Genomic DNA, 18,021 nt, shown 5'->3' with positions numbered 1-18,021 from the left:
GGGTGAGCGACGACGAGCAGGCGGGCGGCGCGGCCGACGACGCCCCCGAGAAGCCGGCCGGCGGCCGGTCGTCCGACGCCGACGACAAGAAGGCCGACGACAAGAAGTCCGGGGACAGGAAGGCGGGGGACAGGAAGGCCGGCGACAAGAAGTCCGGCGACGACAAGAAGCCGGCCAGGGACGGCAAGAAGCAGGCCCGGGACGACAAGGGCCGGGACGACGAGGGCGAGGACGACGACGAGAAGTCCGCCGAGGACGAGGCGGACGACGAGGAGGACGAGCGCGAGAAGGAACGGGAGCGCGCCGCCGGGCGGTTCAAGGCGTACACCCGCGATCCCCTCGCCGAGGACCAGGGCGAGGACGGCCCCACCGACCTCGCCGCCGCCGCACGCACCCGCCGGGCCACCCGGCTGCTGTTCGACGTCGGCCGGGACCTGCACCGCTTCGACCGCTCGTACTTCAACAACGCCCACATCGGCGACATCAACCTGCGGCTCGGCGCCCGCCGGTCCGGCGCGGGCATGCGCAGCGGACCCGTGCCCGAGGACGAACTGCGCAGGCTCCGCCGCGCCCACGTCGAACCCGAGGGGTACGTCCAGCTGCGCACCGCGCTCCGCGCCCAGCGGCTGCTGGTCCTCGGTGCCGCGCCCGGTACCGGACGTACCAGTACCGCGCTGTCGCTCCTCGACGAAATCACCACCTCCGCGGCGAACGGCACCGGCACCTGCCCGGCCGCGGAGCCGTCGGCCGGCTCCCGGGTGCTCAGGGTCGATCCGGACGGCGGCGTACGGCAGTTGGCCGCGTCGCTGGACGAGTCGCGGGGCGGTGAGGGCGAGGAGGCGCGGCCCGGCGTCGGGTATCTGCTGGAGCTGTCCCTCACCCGGCCCGGGGCGCTGCCCCCGGACGAGATGGACCTGGACGAGCTCGCGGCCGCCCTGGCCCGCTGCGAGGCCTTCGCGGTGATCGTCGTGACGGTCGGGTCGGCGGCGAATCCGCTGCTGGCCGGGCGGTACGGCATGATCTGCCCGCCCGCGCCGACCGAGGAGCTCCTGGCAACCCGGCTGCGTGAGCGGCTGGAGGAGCACGCCGCCGGGACCGGGGCGGACGACACCGCGCCCGCCGACCTGCTGGCCCGCGCCGAGCGGCTCGCGGACCGGGCGGAGGTCAAGGACGCCGTCGGGCTGAAGGATCTGCGGCCCGCCGAGGCCGAGTTGCTCGCATCGCTGCTGGCCGGGCATGTGCTGGGGGACATCTCCCGCGACGCGTTGCTGGACGGCTGCCGGAGCCTGGCCGCCGTACAGGCCCAGGAGTGGTTCGCCGGCGTGGACCGGGCGCTGACGGCCCGGACGGCCGAGGCGGAGCGCGGTGACCGGAACCCGGGACGGTCGGGTACGGCGACGCTGTTCCACCCGGTGGCGTTCCGGATCGCCCTCGCCGTCCTCGGCGGGGCCTCGCACAGTGCCGTGGCCGCCGCCGCGCACCTGCTGACCTGGGAACTGTCCGTGCAGTCGGACCCGGACAGCACCCCGGCCCGCCCGCTGTTCTGCGACGACCCGGAAGCCGACCGGGCGCTCTCGCGCGCCGAACTCACCGACGGCAAGGTCGAGGTGGACGGGCACGAGGTGCCGGCCCGGCTGATCTGGTACCGGGGTTCCGCCCTGCCGTCCGCGGTGCTCACCGAGCTGTGGGACCGGCACTTCCCGGTCCGGGCGCCGGTGGTGCGCTGGCTGCGGCTGCTGGCGGACGACCCGCGCGACCAGGTGTGGATGCGCGCCGCGGTCGCGGCCGGGGAGCTGTGCGTACGGGACTTCGACCACGGCTACACGGAACTGATCCGCCCGCTCGCCGAGGCGACCACGAACCGCCGGCTGATCTTCGCGGCCACGACGCTGGACCAGGCGGCCGGCCACGCCTCGCACCGCAAGGCCGTGCACCGGCTGATCGGCGACTGGAGCAAGAAGGGCACCCCGTCGCAGCGCTGGAGCGCGGCCTGGGCGCTCGGCTACGGCAACGCCGCGGCCACCACGGACGACATCCTGGACGCCCTGGCCCGCATCGGGGTCCGTGACGAGGGGGAACTGGTCACGGTCGCCTCCCACAACGTCGTACGGCTGCTGGTGCTGCCGGACGCCGCCGAAGTGCTGGCGCGGATGGCCGAGTGGACCCACCACAAGCGCGAGCCGTACCAGGACCTGGGGCTCGCGGCCACCGTCCGGCTGGCGCTGACGACGGTGGACGAGCTGCTGATGGACCCCGACTCCCTGGGGGACGACGACAGCGATTCCCCCTGGACGGACCGCGGGGACTGGCCGGTCGCGCTGGCCCTCGCCGCCATCCGGCCCGAACTCGTCGAGCCGATGGCCGACTTGATGTGGACCGCGCTGAACACGGCGCGGTCGAAGGATGTGGCGATGGACGCGCTGGAGGAACTGCTGCGGTCGGCCGTGCGCAAGGACGGCACCGAGTGGACCCGGCCCGGGCTGGCGGAGCTGCTGCCCGCGCTGGCGACCGAGGAGCACGACCGGCGGCGGCTGGACTGGCTGCTGCGCCGCATGATGAGCGACCCGGAGAAGCCGCTCCCCGACGCGGACGCACGCGACCTGTGGTGGCTCGCCGTCGCGCCGGAGGAGCGGGCGAGGCAGGACGGGCCGCGCCAGGACCGGCGGCGTCAGGAGTGGCCGGGTCCGCACCGGCCGGGCCCGGACAGGCCGCGTCAGGAGTGGCCGCGACAGGACCGGCTGCGCCGGGAGAGGACCCGCGAGGAGGAGCGGTATGGCTGAGAACGAGGACGAGGCGCGCGACGGGGACGAGGCGGTCGGCCCCGACCCCGCCGGGCCCGCGGGTCCGTTCCTTCGGGACTTCAACACGCTGACGGACGGGTTCCCCAAGGTGAGCCCCCGGTCGGCGCTGGTGCAGTTCTACCGGAACGGCGGCTACACGGTGAAAAGGGCCTCCGGGGTCCAGCATGTCGACAGGCCGGTGCTGGCCCGGACGCACAGCATGTGCGAGATCGCGCTCGGCACCTATGTGACGCCGCTCCAGATGGAACTCCCGGCTGCCGGCGGCACCACCTTCTTCAAGGCCGAGGTGGACATCCAGTGGGCCGTGACCGACCCGCACCTGGCCGCCCTGGAGGTCGTCACCGACGTCGCCAATCGGCTCACCTCCCCGGTGCTGGAACGGCTGCGTGAGGTCACCACCACCTACCGGGTGACCGAGGCCGAACAGGCCAACCGCGCCATCACACGCGAGTGCGCCGGCGGCCGCTGGGCCGACCTCGGCTCCGAACTCGGCCTGCGGGTCCGGCTGTACGTCCGGCTGCGCGTGGACGACCGGACCATCGAGCACGCCGACGAGGAACGGGACGCGCACGCCCAGGCCAAGGTGATCCGGCTGCGGCAGGAGTCGTACCGGCGCATGTTGCAGGGCGGGGAGCTGGAGCAGCTCAGCTTCATGCTCGCGGCCGACCCCGAGGGGGCCAAGGACTTCCTGGAGAAGATCCGCCAGGAGGGCAGACAGGACGAGAAGGACCGGGTCGCCCGGCTGTTCGCCATGGCCCAGCGGGGCGAACTCGCCACCGTGGACGTGGAGACGCAGGTCCTGAACCTTCTGAACCAGGGCGACGGACGGCCCATGGTGGGCCCCATCGGAACCGTGCCGGCCCGTCGGCCCCGGGAGCTGGAGGCGTCCTCCGGCCGCCCGTTCAACCCGGACTGGGCGTCGGACGAACCACCCAGGCGGCGCCCTCCGCGGGCCGAGCCCTCCCGGGGCGAGCCCGACCGGCGGTCCGACGGCCGAGGCGCCGACCGACGGGGGCCCGACCGCCGAGGCCCTGACCGGACGGAGCCGTACCGGGGAGGCGAGGACTACGACGCCGACTACGACGCCGACTACGACGCCGAGTACGACCCCCGGGGCGCCCGCACGCGGCGCGCGAGCCACCGGCCGGACCCCTACCCGGGGGACGACCGCGGTCACGACGACGAGCGCGCCCCGGTCCAGCGCCGGACTCAGCGGCCCGACCCCTACCCGGCGGACGACCACGACCACGACGACCGGCGCGTCCCCGCGCGGCGTCCGTCGTACCAGCCCGAGCCCTACTCCCCGCGCGACGACGCCGACCACGACGAGCCGCGCGCCCCTGCCCGGCAGCGGACCTACCGGCCCGAGCCGTACCCGGGAGCGGACCTCCAGGACGACGACCCGCGCTCCCGTACGCCCCGGCAGACCTACCGGCCGGAGCCCTACCACCCGCAGGACGAACCCGAATACGACGACCCGCGCACCCGGGCCGCCCGGCGCCAGACGCACCGGCCCGAGCTCTACCCGGTGGACGACGACCGGGAGCCGCCGCGCCGACGCCGACGTGCCGAGGACGACGGCTGGTCCTGGGCGGAAGAGGACCGATGAGCGCCGACGGGGCGGCACGCACCTCCCCCGACCCGGTCGTGCCCGTGCCGGACGGGGGTCGGCACCGCCACGACCGGGCGGGGGAGCACATCGCGGAACGGCTGCTGAACACCGTCCGGGAGGACGTCGGCCGGGCCGACTCCAAGGCGGCCGTGCTGCTCTCGGGGACGCTCGCGCTGCCCGCGTTCCTGGTCGGCTGGCACGGCACCCCGAGGTGGGACGGGTTCGCCGACGTGACGCTGATCCTCTCCGGGGTGCTCTGGGCTGTCGCGGTGTCCGCGCTGGTCGGGGCGCTGATGCCGCGCACCGGCACGGTCCGCGGCCAGGACGAGGTGACGTACTTCGGCGATCTGGTGGCCGCCCGCGACCTGGCGGAGCTGTCCGCCCGGGTCGCCGAGGCCGGGCGCGACCCGGCCGCGTGGCTGCTCGTCCAGGCCGTGGACGTCAGCTCGATCCTCACCGCCAAGTACCGGGCCATCCGCTGGGGAGTGGGCTCGCTCGCCCCCTCGGCGGCACTGGCCGTGGTCTGGGGGCTGACCGCGCGCTGACGCGCGACCGGCCGGCCAAGGCAAGCAACGCAAGCACCCCAAGCAACGCAAGCAACCGACGCAACCGACGCAACGCAGAGCAGAGACTCTCCGAGAATCAGGGGACGGCCGTGGAAAGAGTCACGGGAAGACGGCAATCACGAAGGGGCCGGGCGCGCCGCGCCGCGGTCTCGGTGCTGGGCGGCACCGCGGTGTTCGCGTCCCTGCTGGCGCCGGCCGGTCAGGATCCGGTGCCCGCGGCGGACTCCGAACCGGCGTTCCCGGCGGTCAACTACGCCGTGGCCGTGGACGAGTCGGCCAGCCTCGCGCCCGAGGACATGAAGGCCGAGAAGGCCGCCGCCGCGCGCATCGCGCTGGGCGACGTTTCCTCGTCCTCGCATGTCACGGTCTTCGGCTTCGCCGCTGCCGAGAACGCCGACCAGCGCGCGGTGGACCCGGTCTGCCCGCGCACCGCGCTGGACGCGGCGGGCCGCGAGACGATCGGCAGGTGCGTCGGCAAGCTGCGCAGCCGCAAGGAGAGCGAGGGCACCGGCACCGACCTCCCGAGCGCCATCCGGCAGGGTGTGCACGACCTGTCCGACGGCTCCGACGCCTCGGAGCCCCGGGTGCTGTTCCTGCTGACCGACGGGAAGCTGGACGTCAAGGACAGCCCCAAGTACGGCGACCCCGCGCACCGCCAGGCCGAGGGCGAACGGCAGTTGGAGCAGGCGCTGAAGGACGCCGCCGCGCAGAACGTCCAGATCTGGCCGCTGGGCTTCGGGCCCGACCCGGACAAGGGGCAGCTCGACCAGATCGCCGCCGGCGGCTACCAGAAGGGCTGCGTCGAACTGCCCTCCGCCACCCCGAAGGCCCACAAGGTCAACGGGGCCAAGGACGTCGGCCCCACCCTGGAGCGGATCTTCGCCGCGGCCCACTGCCTGCGCCACGAGGAGGGCCCCAGCAAACGGCCCCCGGCCACCCTGGAGATCGGCATCTCCCCGCTGGCGACCGTGGGCAGCATCGTCGTAGACAAGGGCGACCCCGAGGTCAAGATCAGCTACATCGACCCCAGCGGCGACAAGGTCCCCACCTCGGGGACGTACAAGAAGTCCCGCTTCGAGCTGGCCGGCGGCACCGGACCCGTCGAGGCGCTGAAGATCGTCGATCCGCTGCCCGGCACCTGGAAGGTGAAGGCCGAGGCCCCGGAGGGACATCGCTCGCTGCCCGTCGCCGTCAGCGTGCTGTGGCAGGGCGAGCTGCGCGGCGCGATCACCATGGACCCGCCCTCGCCGCAGGCCGGCGAGAAGGTCACCGTGACCATGCGGCTGCAGACGCGTGAGGGCTACGAGATCAAGGACCCGCGCGACTACGAAGGGCTGCGCGTACGCAGCGAGCTGACCGGGGACGGCTTCTCCCCGCTGGCACTCGACCTCGCCGACGCCGGCAAGGGAACCGACCCGAAGGCGAGCGACGGCTCCTTCACCGGCACCGTGACGATCCCGAAGGACGCCGACGGGGAGCTGAAGGTGAGCGCCACCCTCACGGCCTCCGGGCTCAGCGCCGACACCCGCAGCGAGGGCAGCACGGTCGCGCCCGGCGAGCTGCCCGTCACCGCCGCGCTCGAACTGCCCGCCGCCGACACCCATCCCGGCGCCACGGTCACCGGCACCCTTGCCGTGCACAACACCACCGAGACCCCGCACACCCTGCGGCTGTCCGTGGCCGACCTCCGGTCCGGGCTGCTCACCGTCAAGCCCGCCGAGATCACGCTGAAGCCCGGCGAGTCCGGCACCCGCGAGGTGCAGGTCGAGGTGGCCCCCGCGGACGTCTTCGGCGACCGCCTCGGCGACGACGGGCTGGAGCTCGCCGGCACCGTCACCGCCGTCGACACCACCGACGGCGACCGCACCCTCGTACGGTCACCGCTGTCGGTGCGCGTGGTGCCGGAGCCCGGGATCTGGGAGAAGTACTGGTGGGCGTTCGTGTCGGCCGCCGTCCTGATCGCCCTCGCCGGCGCGGCCCTGGTCGCCTGGCGGCAGCTGCGCAACCGGCGCAAGGACCCCTACGGCCTGATGCTGCAACTGGTGTCGGAGGACGGCCGGGTCCTCAACGAGCACCCGGCGGGCCACGGCAACAGCAAGCACTGGTACGAGTTCGCCGTCGTCGAGGCCCATCGCAGCCCGCGCATCGAGCGGCGCCCGCACGGCCAGTACGCCGTGCAGCGCAGCCGTGAGGGCGGCGCGGTGCTGCGCACCAAGGGCGCCGGCCGCACCGCGCTGACCACCGGCGGCCAGGTCCAGCTGACCGACACGCTGAGCCTCGCCCTGGGCGAGGACACCCGGCCGGGCCGCGGCAATCGCCGCAGGCCGACCGCCGCGGGGGCCACCGTCGGCGCCGGCTCCTCGACCGGCCCCGGCGACGGCGGCAACGACAGCCCCTTCACCTCGTACCTGTGACCCGCACATCCACGGACGTACCCAGCACGAACCTGCGGCCGTGTCGGCCGTAGAGCGGGGAGGAAACCCATGAAGATCTTCCAGCCGATGCTCTTCGTCGGCCTGGGCGGCACCGGGGGCCTGGTCGGCGCCGAACTGGAACGCAGACTGCGCGCCGAACTGTGCGGCCCCGACGGCATGGCGCTCAGCCGGCAGAACGGCCACGCCCCCTTCCAACTGCCCGACTGCCTGCAGTTCGTGTACGCGGACTACAGCGAGAGCGACCTCCACCGGCTGCCCCAGTTCAATGTGGATCCGTCGCTGCGGGCGGCGTACGCCCGTACCTCCCGGGCCACCCACAACCTGCTGCCGAACTTCGACGCCTCACCCGAAGTCACCAAGATGCTCCGGGCCGTTCTGCGCGACGAGGTCACCGACTGGCTGCCGCCGCGCATCGACGAACCGAAGGTCACCCCGCTGCACTCGGGCGCGGGCCAGCTGCCCACCGTCGGCCGCGCCGCCCTGTTCGCCACCCTGAGGCACAGCCTGGCCCCGGTCCTGGAGCCGCTCCTGCAGGCGATCGACTCGATGGCCAGGGCGGCGGGCGAGCTGAGCGAGCTCGGTGGCGGCAAGGTCAACGGCTGCGACGTCTTCGTCGCCTTCTCGGTGGCCGGCGGCACCGGCGCCGGGATCTTCCTGGACTACCTCCACCTGATCAACCACGCCTTCCAACTGCGCCGCTTCGACGGCGTGAAGATCTACCCGCTGGTCGTGATGCCGTCGTCGTTCTCCGCCGCCACCGGTGGCGGCAGGGAGGCCGAGCTCAACGCGGCCCGGGCGCTGGTCGACCTGTTCCGGCTGGTCGACACGCAGAACGCGCCGTCGGAGGGCGCCGAGATCGGCGATCTCGACCACGAGGTCGGCCTCGGCATCCGCTACCCGGGCATGATGCCGATCCGGCTGCGCACCGGCATCCTGCCCACGGCGTTCCTGTTCAGCCCGACCGCCGGCATCCGCGCCGACGACCTGCGCCGCTCCATCGTCTCCCTGGTGATGTCGCTGATCGGCACCGAACTGGGCGACGGCCGCGTCCAGGGCCGCAAGCAGGCCTCCGACGACGACTTCACGACCTTCGCCGCGAGCTTCATCAACCGGGGCGTGCAGCGCAGCGCCGTGTCCCCGACCGGCATCGGCCGGCAGGGCGTCTCCACCAGCCTGGTGGCGTCCATGACCGCGCCGATGGACCAGCTCGCCGACCTGGTGGGCGGGCGGCTGCTGCGGCTCGCGGTCACCGATCTCGTGGCGCGGCCGCGGGCCGCCCTGCGGGACGGGGCGGTGCCGATGATCCGGGAGCTGTTCGCCGACTCCCACCTCGAAGAGCTGTGGGAACGCAGGCAGTTGCCGGTGCCCGAGCCCGATCCGCTGCCCCGCGGCGGCAAGAACATCGAGCAGGCGCTGGGCGAGCGCGTCGCGGACATGCAGCGGCTGCTGTCCGACCTGCGGGCCGAGGCCGACCGCGCGGCCACGGCCATGGCCGACCGGTTCGCGCCGCGCCCCGCCATCGACAAACTGCTGCAGAGCGTGGACCCCTTCCTCGCCGAACGTGTCGTCAGGGGCGTCCCCGACAGCGACGAGCCGATCGCCCGGCTCGGCTTCCTCGGCATGCTGGACAACCGCGCCCGCACCCCGCAGCGCCCGCCCGGCGTGAAGGAGCAGCCGCCCAAGATCCCCCGGATCAAGGGCCAGTTGGGCGGCCTGGCACCGGCCCGCTGGGGCGACGACGACGTCCAGGCGGCCATCCAGGAGCAGGACGCCTGGTACCAGTGGCGCTGCCGCACGGTGTGGCACGAGGCCTGGCGGGAGCAGCAACAGCACTGGCAGCCCCACGCGGACGCGGCCGGCGCCGACATCGTGCGCCTGGTGAACGCCTTCCGCACGCACAGCGACCAGGAGCGCAAGACCGCCGAGCAGAAGGGCCGCGAACTGTACGAGGACCGCACCGGGATCTCGTATCTGCTGCCGCCGCAGCGCACCCTGAACCACTTCTACGAGGACGTCGTCACCCGGCTCATCCGCCGCGAGGGGCTGCGGGAGAACGACGACGAGGCCGCGCTGCTGCTGAAGCTGGTCGACGGCGACACCTGGCGTCAGGTCCACACGCTCAGCCGGCGCGACCCGGAGGGCGCGGTGGCGCGGGTCAAGGGGCAGCTGGAGGCCCGGATCACCCGGCTGTTCGCGGAGAGCGGCGCGCACCTGGAGGAGCGGCCGCTGCTGCCGTCGATGGGCATGCTGCTGGCCGCCGCGGCGGGTGACGCGGACGCCACCGAACAGGTCAGCAAGGAGGCCCTCGACCTCTTCGGCCGCAAGCTCGCCGGGCTGCTGCCGGTCGGGTTCACCCCGGAGGGCACCGGACTGCTGCGGGTGCTGGTGACCCATCCTCGGGTGCAGGCCGTGGAGGAGGTGCAGGAGTACCTCGGCAAGACGCTGCGGCTGCCGACGGACGCGAAGAACTCGGTGGAGTACCGGGGCGTGGAGAGCGACTCCGTCACCGTGGTCCTCTTCCGCAGCGAGATGAGCCTCACCCAGGTGCCCGAGGCCCGCAAGGTGCTGCGCCAGTGGGCCCGCGCGAAGGACTCCGAGCAGGCCCAGGACGTCCTGCGGTGGCGGCAGCGGCTCGGCTTCCGGGACAGCTGGATGGTGAGCAGCGAGGAGGACCGGCGCGTCATCATGCACCGGCTGCTGTGCTGCATGTGGAACGGCCAGGTCGACGTGGTGGACGGCGACCCCGCGTCGCCGGAGCGGGTGCGGCTGCGGCTGTTCCCCGAGAAGGGCGCCCATGTCCCCGGCGTGCGGCTGCGGCTGGGGGACTACCCCGGCGGTGTGTCCAGCTGGGCCGAGCTGCTGCGCGCGTACGAACGCTGGACGGTCCTCGACGACGAGCGGACCGTCGAGGACTACTGCCGTGAGCTGATGGGGGCCCAGCCGTCGGGCCTCGCCCGGACCGGCAGCGAACCGCACCCCCTCTTCGTCGACCTCGTCGAGAAGATCGCCCCGCGCCAGCTGGAGCTGCTGGCGGACCGCCGGGAACAGGGCGGCGAGCGGGTCGAGGGCTGGGTGCGGCCGCTGTGGGAGTTCTGGGCGGAGACCCTCCCGGCCGCCCTGGACACCGAGTTCGGCGACCAGCGTGCCGTCCAGCCGACCCTGCGCACCCTGCTGGAACACGTCCGAGGCGGCACGCCGACCCGCCCCCGCACCCCGGACGGCCTCGCGGAACCCCGCCGCCGCCCCCAGGAGGACGACTTCGGCACCGCTCCGGTCGACTCCTTCGACTCCCTCGGCACCCATCGGCGCGATCAGGGCGACCGGGACGAGAACGCCGACGCGCGGGGCTCGCGGGGTGGGGGCCGGTACGGCGACGACGACGGCCCGTACGGCGGCGAACGCGGCGACAGCCGTCATGAGGGCTACGACGACTACGACCGGCCCGGCAGCGGGCGCCGTCGTGAAGAACCGGGCGCGGAGCGGGACTTCTGGGGTGAGCCCCGTGACGGCGGCGGCGGGGGCCGTCGCGGCGCACATGGCGACCACGACGAGAGCGGCGGCGACGACCCGCGGGACGACGAGGACCGCGACGCACCGGGCGCTCGGCGGCGGGAGCGTGGCGAGGAGTACGGCAGCCGGACCACCGCCCGGGAGCGCGACGACCTGCCTCCGGCGCCGTGGGACGACGACTCCGCCCGGCGCGGGGGCTCCTGGGACGGAGACGTGCTGTGAGCATGCCGCAGGACTTCGGTGCCGTCATCCATCTCGACCTGCGGGCCGGGGCAGCCGCGCTGCACAGCCCGTCGGCGCTGCGGGCCAGGGTCGCCCAGGAGTTGGGCCGGGCCGGGCTGCCCGAACCCGACGATCCGCTGTTCCTGGTGGTCGACACCCCGGCCGGGCTGACCGATCACCGGCCGCAGTACGAACTCGTCACCGGCTACCGGGCCGTGGGCGAGGTCAGGCTCCTGGTGCTGCTGGTCGGCAGCGCGCCGGGCTCGTTCGCGGGCGAGGAAGGCGGCTTCCAGCCCGACCGCCGGCTGCTGCGCCCCTCGGTGCTGCGGGCGCCGGGCAGCGGGCTGCTGTGGGCCGGCGACCTGCGCTCCGCCCGCACCGCGCTGGAGCAGCCCACGGCCGACGACCCGGACGCGCTGGCGGTCCTGGTCGACGTGCTGTCGGTCCCGGACGTCTACCTCAGCGTGCTGCACGGCATCCAGTCGCTGCCCGACGCCGTCGCCGCGCCCGGCGTACGGCTGCTGGAACAGGACCTGCCGCCCCAGGTGCGCGACCGGGCCTGGCGCGACGCGCTCACCCGGTTCGCCGGCGAGGACACCGAACTCGCCCCGGACGTCCTGCTGACCGCCTCCTCCGGCGCCGATCTGCCGGAGCCGCTGCGCCGCCTGGTGGTGGGCCGGGGCGGCCAGGACCTGGGACACCGGGAGCCCGGCGGAGTGGCGGACGACGCCCACCGCGCGTGCGCGGACGCCCTCGACCACGCCGAGGACGCCCTGGCCGGGCTGCGGACCCTGCCCGGGCTGCTGCGCGCCTCGCGCCGGGAGGCTTTCGAGGCGGACGTCGACCAGGCACGCCACGCGCTCGACAACTACCGGGATCTCGTCGCCACGGCCCTGCGCAGCGGCGGCGGCACGGCAGCGTCCGCCGCCGAGTCGGCGACCCGGCTCGCGGCCCTCGGACTGCGGGTGCCGTCGGCCGAGGGCATGGGCGAGCGGATCGGCGAGGGACTGAAGGAGTTCGCCCAGAAACTGCTCGCCCAGGGGCTCGCCCTGCGGTCGGTGGCGCAGCGCTTCACCGGCCTGGCCGGGCGCGCCGAGCCACTGCCGGGTACGGCGCTGCTGCCCAGGCTCGCCCCGTACTCCGCCGAGGCGGTGGCCCGGCAGACGGGGACGACGGACGCCGCGGCAGCCCGCCTCCCGGTGGCCGGACCGCTGGCGGCGGCCTGGGCGGGCCTGCTCGGTGCGCTGTGGGCGGGGCCGTTGCTCGCCCTGGCGGTCGTCGTGCCGCTGCTGTTCGTCGGTATGGCGATCCTCGGGTCGGCCCGGCTGCGCGGTGCGGGACGACCCGGCCGCTGGGCCGTCGCCCCCAGGGTCGCGGCGGTCGGCGGCGCGGCTGTCGGCGCCGGGGTCTCGTACGCCACCGAACCCCCGGTCTGGCTCGGCACGATCGGGCTGCTGCTCGGCCTCGGCGTCGCGCTGGAGACGGTACGCCGGCTCTGGCGGGCGGCGGCCGCCGACTGGGCGCCGGGCCACACGACCGCCGTACTGCGCCGGGCCCTTGACGGGCTCGACGCCCTGCTGGCCGAGGCGGTCCGGGAGCACTGGGCCGTCGAGGAGCGCCTGTACTGCGCCGACGCCGCCCGTTCCGTCGCCGGCATGCTGCGGGCGACGGCGGCAGCGGCGGAGGCCGAGGCGGTGCCCGAGCCGGCGCGGCTCGCGGCGGCCGGGGTGCCCGGCGGCTTCGACGCGCCCGGCGCCCGCACGCCTGCCGACGACGACTGGCTCTCCGACGACCTGGACCTCGGGCCGGACGACACCGGCGCCGGGTCCGACGACGGTGAGAGCGACTGGGCGAGCGTGTACGCCTGGGACGACGGTCCGTCGTGGGAGGAGCCCGCGCAGGAGAAGGGGCCCGAGACGGGCCCGGAGCAGAGTTGTGCCGCCCCGTCGCGGGACCGCTCCAAGGGCGTTCCGCGCTGGCTGGACCGGGAGAGCGGGGAGGGCGGGCCCGACCTGGTCGCCACCCTGTCGGCCGATCTGACGGACGCCGCCCTGGAGGCGATGAAGCCCTACTGGGGCGCCGTCGAACGCGGCCAGGCCGGCACCCTCGCCGTCCGGCGCACCGAGGAACGGGTCCGCGCGCTGCTGTCGACGGCCCGTCATCACCTGCAGCTCAACGGCGTGCTGGCCCCGCCCCCGTTCGCCGCGCCCCGCCGCGTCCGCGCCACCTCGGCCAGCCTCCTCGGCACCGACCCGCACGGACCGGCCGACCTGGTCGGCGCCGAGGCCGACCGGCAGGCCGTCGTGCAGCTGTCCTCGCCCGAACAGGGCGCACTGCTCAGCCGCGATCCGGCCGCCGCGGTGTGGCTCAGGTTCGCCCCCAGGGCCGTACGCGACGAGGTCGAGAAGGCCTGGCGGTCGAGCGGCTCGGTCCACCCGGACGAGGTCCTGTGGACGTCCTCGGGACGCTACGCCGGCCTGGTGCGGCTCACCCCGCTGCGCATCGGCGTGGTGCACACCGTCCGCCCCCGGCACGGCGCCGAGCCCGACGGCGACGCGGCACTGGACACGGACGACGCGCTGGAGACGTACGGCACGACGAACGGGTACGACCGGGCCAGGCCGGTGAACCGCCGCGAGCGCACCAACTCCCCCGACCGGACGGCGGAGACGTACGACTGGCCCGACACGGACGGCCGACCGGACGCCGGCGACCGAGGGGACGGCGACCCCTGGTGACCCGTCTCCCGCACCCCGCCCGGGTGCACCCGCACACCCCGGTGCTCACGTACGAACGAAAGGACCGCCGGTGAGCAGCATCCCGTATCCCCCGCAGGGGCCGGGCGGCCCGCCTCCGGACAAGCTCGCGTTCACCGTGCCCTCGGGGCGGCGCCGGGTCACCCCGGTCCGCGTGGGCCGGGAGGTCCGCCGCGACCGGCCACTGCCCCTGCTGATCCGCAAGGCGAGGCTCGACGACGAGGGACAGCAGTGCGTGCAGGTGCGCCTGAGCGCCAAGGACGCGGCGAACCCGGCGGCGCGCGCCCTGCTGGACACGGAGGCGGGCACCGCCCTGCTCCTGCAACAACTGCTCGGCGACACGGAGTTCGCGGCGCTGTTCCCGAGGATCGTCGGCTACGAGCTGGACACGGCCGAGCCGTTCCTGCTGTACGACCCGCCGCGCGGAACCCCGGTGGCACGGATCCACGTGATGTCCGCGACCGACCAGGACGTCTTCACCAGGGATCTGATGCTGGCCCTGTGCCTGCTGGAGGGCCAGGGGCTGGTACCGCGCGACATCTCACCCAACTCCGTGCGCTGGGACGGCGCAAAGGTACAGCTGTGGGGGCTGGAGTCGGTGACCCGGACCGGCCGGCCCAGGCGCCCGTGGGGCCGGACACCGTTCTGCCCGCCGGAACAGCGAAGGGGCGAGGGACTCGCCGACTCACGGGACGCGGTGTGGAGCGCGGCCCAGGTGCTCTACCAGCTGGTGACCGGCCGGCCCGGGCCGGCCGACCGGACACCCCCCGACCTCGCCGAACACCGCAGGCTCGACCGGACGTTGCGGGACGCCTTCGCGCCGCGGGCCGCCGACCGGCCGACGCCCGCCGAGGTGCTCGACCTGGTGAAGCCGGGCGCCGCCCGCCGCGTCCGGCTCGCAGTGCCGCCCGATGAGACGCGCCCGCACCATGAGGCCTTCGACGAGGCGCTGCGCCTCAAGCGCGAGGCACCGGCCGGGCGGAGCGACGGCGCGGCCCGCGGCGACGGCGAAGTGCTGTGCCCGTACTGCCTGGAGACCATCCAGCTCGACCTCACCAAACTGTTCGTCACCGACAGCCGCATGCAGTACAAGCCGCTGGACCTGGCAGGGATCACCAACCCCGTGCGGCGGACCGACATCATGCGCGGCGCCGTCCAGAAGTGCACGGCGGACCCGGACTTCCCCGAGCACTTCATCCCGGTGCCCTATCTGACGTACGGCCGCCCGCTGACCGTCGCGATGGTCGGCCAGTCCTCCACCGGCAAGAGCCATCTGCTGACCCAGATGATCGCGGCCATCACCGACGGCGGACTGGAGCCGTACGGCCTGAAGTGGCAGTCCGTCAATCCGGAGCAGCACGCCCGGTTCGTTCGGGAGCGGGTGCAGCCGCTGCGCAACGGCAAGGTCCTGGACCACACGGCCGCGCTCGGTCTGGACGACTTCGCCCGCTTCGTGGAGTCCCTGCTGATCACCGACGCCCGCGGGCAGGTGCGCCCGGTCGCCTTCTTCGACCTCGGCGGCGAGGACCTCGTACGCACCGACGCGGCGCTGCGGTTCCTGCTGGGCGTCGACGCCCTGGTCTTCGTCGTCGACCCGGCGCTGGCCCTGCCGCTGCCGCAGCTGGACCATGCCAGGGAACGCTGGGGAGTCGAGGTGAACCGGGACGGCGACCTCGCCTTCGGCACCGTCCTGGACCGGCTGCCCAAGAACGGCCCGTACGTGGACGTGCCGGCCGCGATGGTGCTCGGCAAGGCCGACCTGCTCAGGTTCCAGCCGCCCGTCGACCGATGGCTGACCCGCCCGCCGGCCGCCTCCCTCGACCCGGCACTGATGCGCGAGGAGAGCCGGGACGTCCACGGGCTGCTGCGCCGGCACGCCGGCCAGGCGTGGCTGCGTCCCTTCGACGCGCTCCGCCGCTGCACCCTGCACATCGCGTCCGCCACCGGCGGCCAGGAGGATCAGGGCCGCTATCCGGCGGGCGCGGGCCCCCGGCGGGTGCTGGAGCCGCTCGTCGCGCTGCTGGCGATGCACGGGCTGATCCAGGTGCCGGGCGGCGCCGATGCGTTGGCCGTGGGCGAGGCGCCCGCGCTGGAGGCGGTGCCGTGGGACGAAGCCGGGGGACACGAGGCGACGTCCGCAGGATTCGAGAGGTCTGAAGGGCCCGAGGAGCCCGAGGGATCCGAGGGAGGAGAACATCGGTGAGCGACTTCCAGGACCGGGGCCCGGTCCACCAGGCCGTCTTCCGCTGGGACGGCAACCACGGCCGGCAGGGCACCGGCATGAACGCCGTCGCGCACTCGTGCGAGCCCGGGCGCGCCGAGGAACTCGGCCGGGAACTGGGCCCGTTGCTGTGGGTGTCCGGCGCGGCGGCGGCACGGCCCAGCGTCGTGCGCACCGTGTCCCGCGACGGTGACGTGCTGCTCGTGCAGCGCTGGCCCACCACCGACCGGGGCGGCCGGCCCAGCACGGTCAGCCATGTCCTCATCGGCGACCGGGGCACCCTCGGCGTCCGGGAGTGCCTGGGGCTGGCGTACCGCGGCTGGCGCATGCAGGAGAAGGCCGAGCAGGCGTCGGGCCGGCTGCCCGAGATCGACCCCGCGAGACTCGACGACCTCGCGCACAAGCGGCTGCCGGAAATGCTGGAGCGGCTGCCGAAGGTCGCGCACGCGCTGATCCTCACCACCGCGGAGTTGCTGCGCGATCCCACGCAGCGGGTGTCGCTGCTCCTGGAGGAGGACACCCCGCGCGACTGGCCGGACCGGGACGCCGTACCGCTGGCGTATCTCGGCCTCTTCCTGCTGTTCGGGCGCTGGCTGGGGCAGGAGTGGACGTTCGCCACCTGCGACTCCGTCGACACCCACGCCCTGCGGCTGATGGCCGTTCCGCGCTGGGAGCCGGATCCGGGCGGCTCCGGCCCGCTCGCCAGGGTCATGGGCCGCCCGCACGGCAAACCACGCTTCGAACACAAGGCGGCACACCGGCTGGTCGACCACCTCCTCGCGCACCGGGAGGCGGCCCCCGGCGTACCGCAGCTCGTTGAGGAACTCCCCGACGGCGCGGCCCTGGACTGGGAGCGACGCCGTGACCGGCTCTGGAGAATCCTGGGGGAGGAGCGGGAACGGGAGCAGGAGCGGGATCGGGAAGCCGGGCGAGCGCGGGATCGGGATCCGGCCCCTGAGAGGCCCCCGACACCGGCCGCCGCCCGGGCCACCGTCGCCCCGGAGCCGCGGACAGCGCCTTACCCCCACCCTGTCGCCGAGCACCACGCGGAGACCTACGCCGAGCCGTACGCGCAGCCACGCCCGGAGACGTACACCGAGCCCCCACCGGAGCCGTACGGAAAACCGTATGCGAGCCCGGCAGTCGCGCCGCCTCCACCGTCAGCACCCCCTGCCCTGCGCCGGGACCTGCGCGACTACCGGCGCGGGGACGGGAGCCGGCGCAGCATCCTGATGGCGGACCTGCGCACGCGGTCCGACGAGGTGCTTCTCGGCGAGCTGCGTTCCGGCGAGCTGCCGCGGGACTCGGTGGAACTGCTGCTGAACGAGCTGGGCAGGCCGGACCGTGTCGAGTTGCGGCACCTGGAGGTGCGCCACGAGCTGTGCGCCGAGGTGCTGCGCAAGAACCTGTACTTCACCCCGCAGACGGCGAACGGGGAACACCCGTCGAGGAAGGCCATGACCGACCTCTCGGCCGACCTCTTCACCTGGGCCGTCGCCCCGCTGGCCCGCGACGAACGCTATCTGCGAGATCTGCAGGAACTGCTGTACCGCATGAGCCGGGACCCCCACCCCACCACGGGCAACTGGCTCCGGCAGAGCATCATCGAACCGGCGAACGGCAAGATCCCCGACCTGCCGCCGGTGCTGTGGAGGCAGCTCCTGCGCGACGCCATGAGCCGCAGCGAGGGGCCGCCACCCGCACCCGCCCTGCCCCGCCCCACGACGGTGCCGCTGGCGCCCCCGGCACCCGCGCAGCCGTCCGCCTTCACGCCGGCGCCGCTGACCGTCGCGGCACGGATCTCCGACCTGATGAACAACCCTGGCTGCTTCATCGGCAGCAGCCTCGTCGTGATCGCCGTACTACTGGGGATCGCCCTGATGCTCTTCGTCTAGCTC

At 74.2% G+C, this 18,021-nt stretch carries 8 protein-coding genes; all 8 read left to right on the top strand.

The window, feature by feature from the left end; genetic code table 11:
* Positions 1-2 precede the first annotated feature (2 nt).
* On the top strand, positions 3-2,780 hold the full coding sequence (locus ACZ7M7_RS34610; protein ID WP_472123839.1) for a hypothetical protein: 2,778 nt from the start codon (positions 3-5) through the stop codon (positions 2,778-2,780).
* Positions 2,773-4,410, top strand: coding sequence for a hypothetical protein (locus ACZ7M7_RS34605; protein WP_472123836.1), 1,638 nt, complete (start codon positions 2,773-2,775; stop codon positions 4,408-4,410). The genes ACZ7M7_RS34610 and ACZ7M7_RS34605 overlap by 8 nt, the downstream gene beginning before the upstream one ends.
* Positions 4,407-4,958: a Pycsar system effector family protein gene (locus ACZ7M7_RS34600; protein WP_383607530.1), complete on the top strand. Its 552-nt coding sequence runs from the start codon at positions 4,407-4,409 to the stop codon at positions 4,956-4,958. Before ACZ7M7_RS34605 ends, ACZ7M7_RS34600 begins: the two co-directional genes overlap by 4 nt.
* Positions 4,959-5,068: 110 nt before the next feature.
* Positions 5,069-7,393 carry a VWA domain-containing protein gene (locus ACZ7M7_RS34595; RefSeq protein ID WP_472123833.1) on the top strand — a complete coding sequence of 775 codons (2,325 nt, stop codon included), beginning with the start codon at positions 5,069-5,071 and terminating at the stop codon, positions 7,391-7,393.
* A 69-nt stretch (positions 7,394-7,462) separates the two neighbouring features.
* Positions 7,463-11,146, top strand: a complete 3,684-nt coding sequence (locus ACZ7M7_RS34590; RefSeq protein ID WP_472123830.1) for a tubulin-like doman-containing protein — start codon at positions 7,463-7,465, stop codon at positions 11,144-11,146.
* Positions 11,147-11,148: 2 nt separating this feature from the next.
* The gene (locus tag ACZ7M7_RS34585) at positions 11,149-13,884 is read left to right on the top strand and encodes a hypothetical protein (RefSeq protein ID WP_472123877.1); all 2,736 of its coding nucleotides are present in this window, start codon (positions 11,149-11,151) and stop codon (positions 13,882-13,884) included.
* Between the two features lie 70 nt (positions 13,885-13,954).
* Positions 13,955-16,105, top strand: a complete 2,151-nt coding sequence (locus tag ACZ7M7_RS34580) for a serine/threonine-protein kinase (protein ID WP_472123828.1) — start codon at positions 13,955-13,957, stop codon at positions 16,103-16,105.
* A complete protein-coding gene (locus ACZ7M7_RS34575) occupies positions 16,102-18,018 on the top strand; it encodes a hypothetical protein (protein WP_472123825.1) in 1,917 nt (638 codons plus the stop codon). Before ACZ7M7_RS34580 ends, ACZ7M7_RS34575 begins: the two co-directional genes overlap by 4 nt.
* The last annotated feature ends 3 nt before the right edge of the window (positions 18,019-18,021 follow it).

The sequence above is a fragment of the Streptomyces sp. NPDC111606 genome (assembly GCF_055656945.1).
The sequence above is the reverse complement of the archived record's forward strand: the minus strand, read 5'-3'. Positions and strand labels throughout refer to the sequence as shown.

Coding starts and splice junctions, on each gene's coding strand:
- ACZ7M7_RS34605 (WP_472123836.1), top strand. CDS start 2,773: ATGGCTGAGAACGAGGACGAGGCGCGCGACGGGGACGAGGCGGTCGGC.
- ACZ7M7_RS34600 (WP_383607530.1), top strand. CDS start 4,407: ATGAGCGCCGACGGGGCGGCACGCACCTCCCCCGACCCGGTCGTGCCC.
- ACZ7M7_RS34590 (WP_472123830.1), top strand. CDS start 7,463: ATGAAGATCTTCCAGCCGATGCTCTTCGTCGGCCTGGGCGGCACCGGG.
- ACZ7M7_RS34585 (WP_472123877.1), top strand. CDS start 11,149: ATGCCGCAGGACTTCGGTGCCGTCATCCATCTCGACCTGCGGGCCGGG.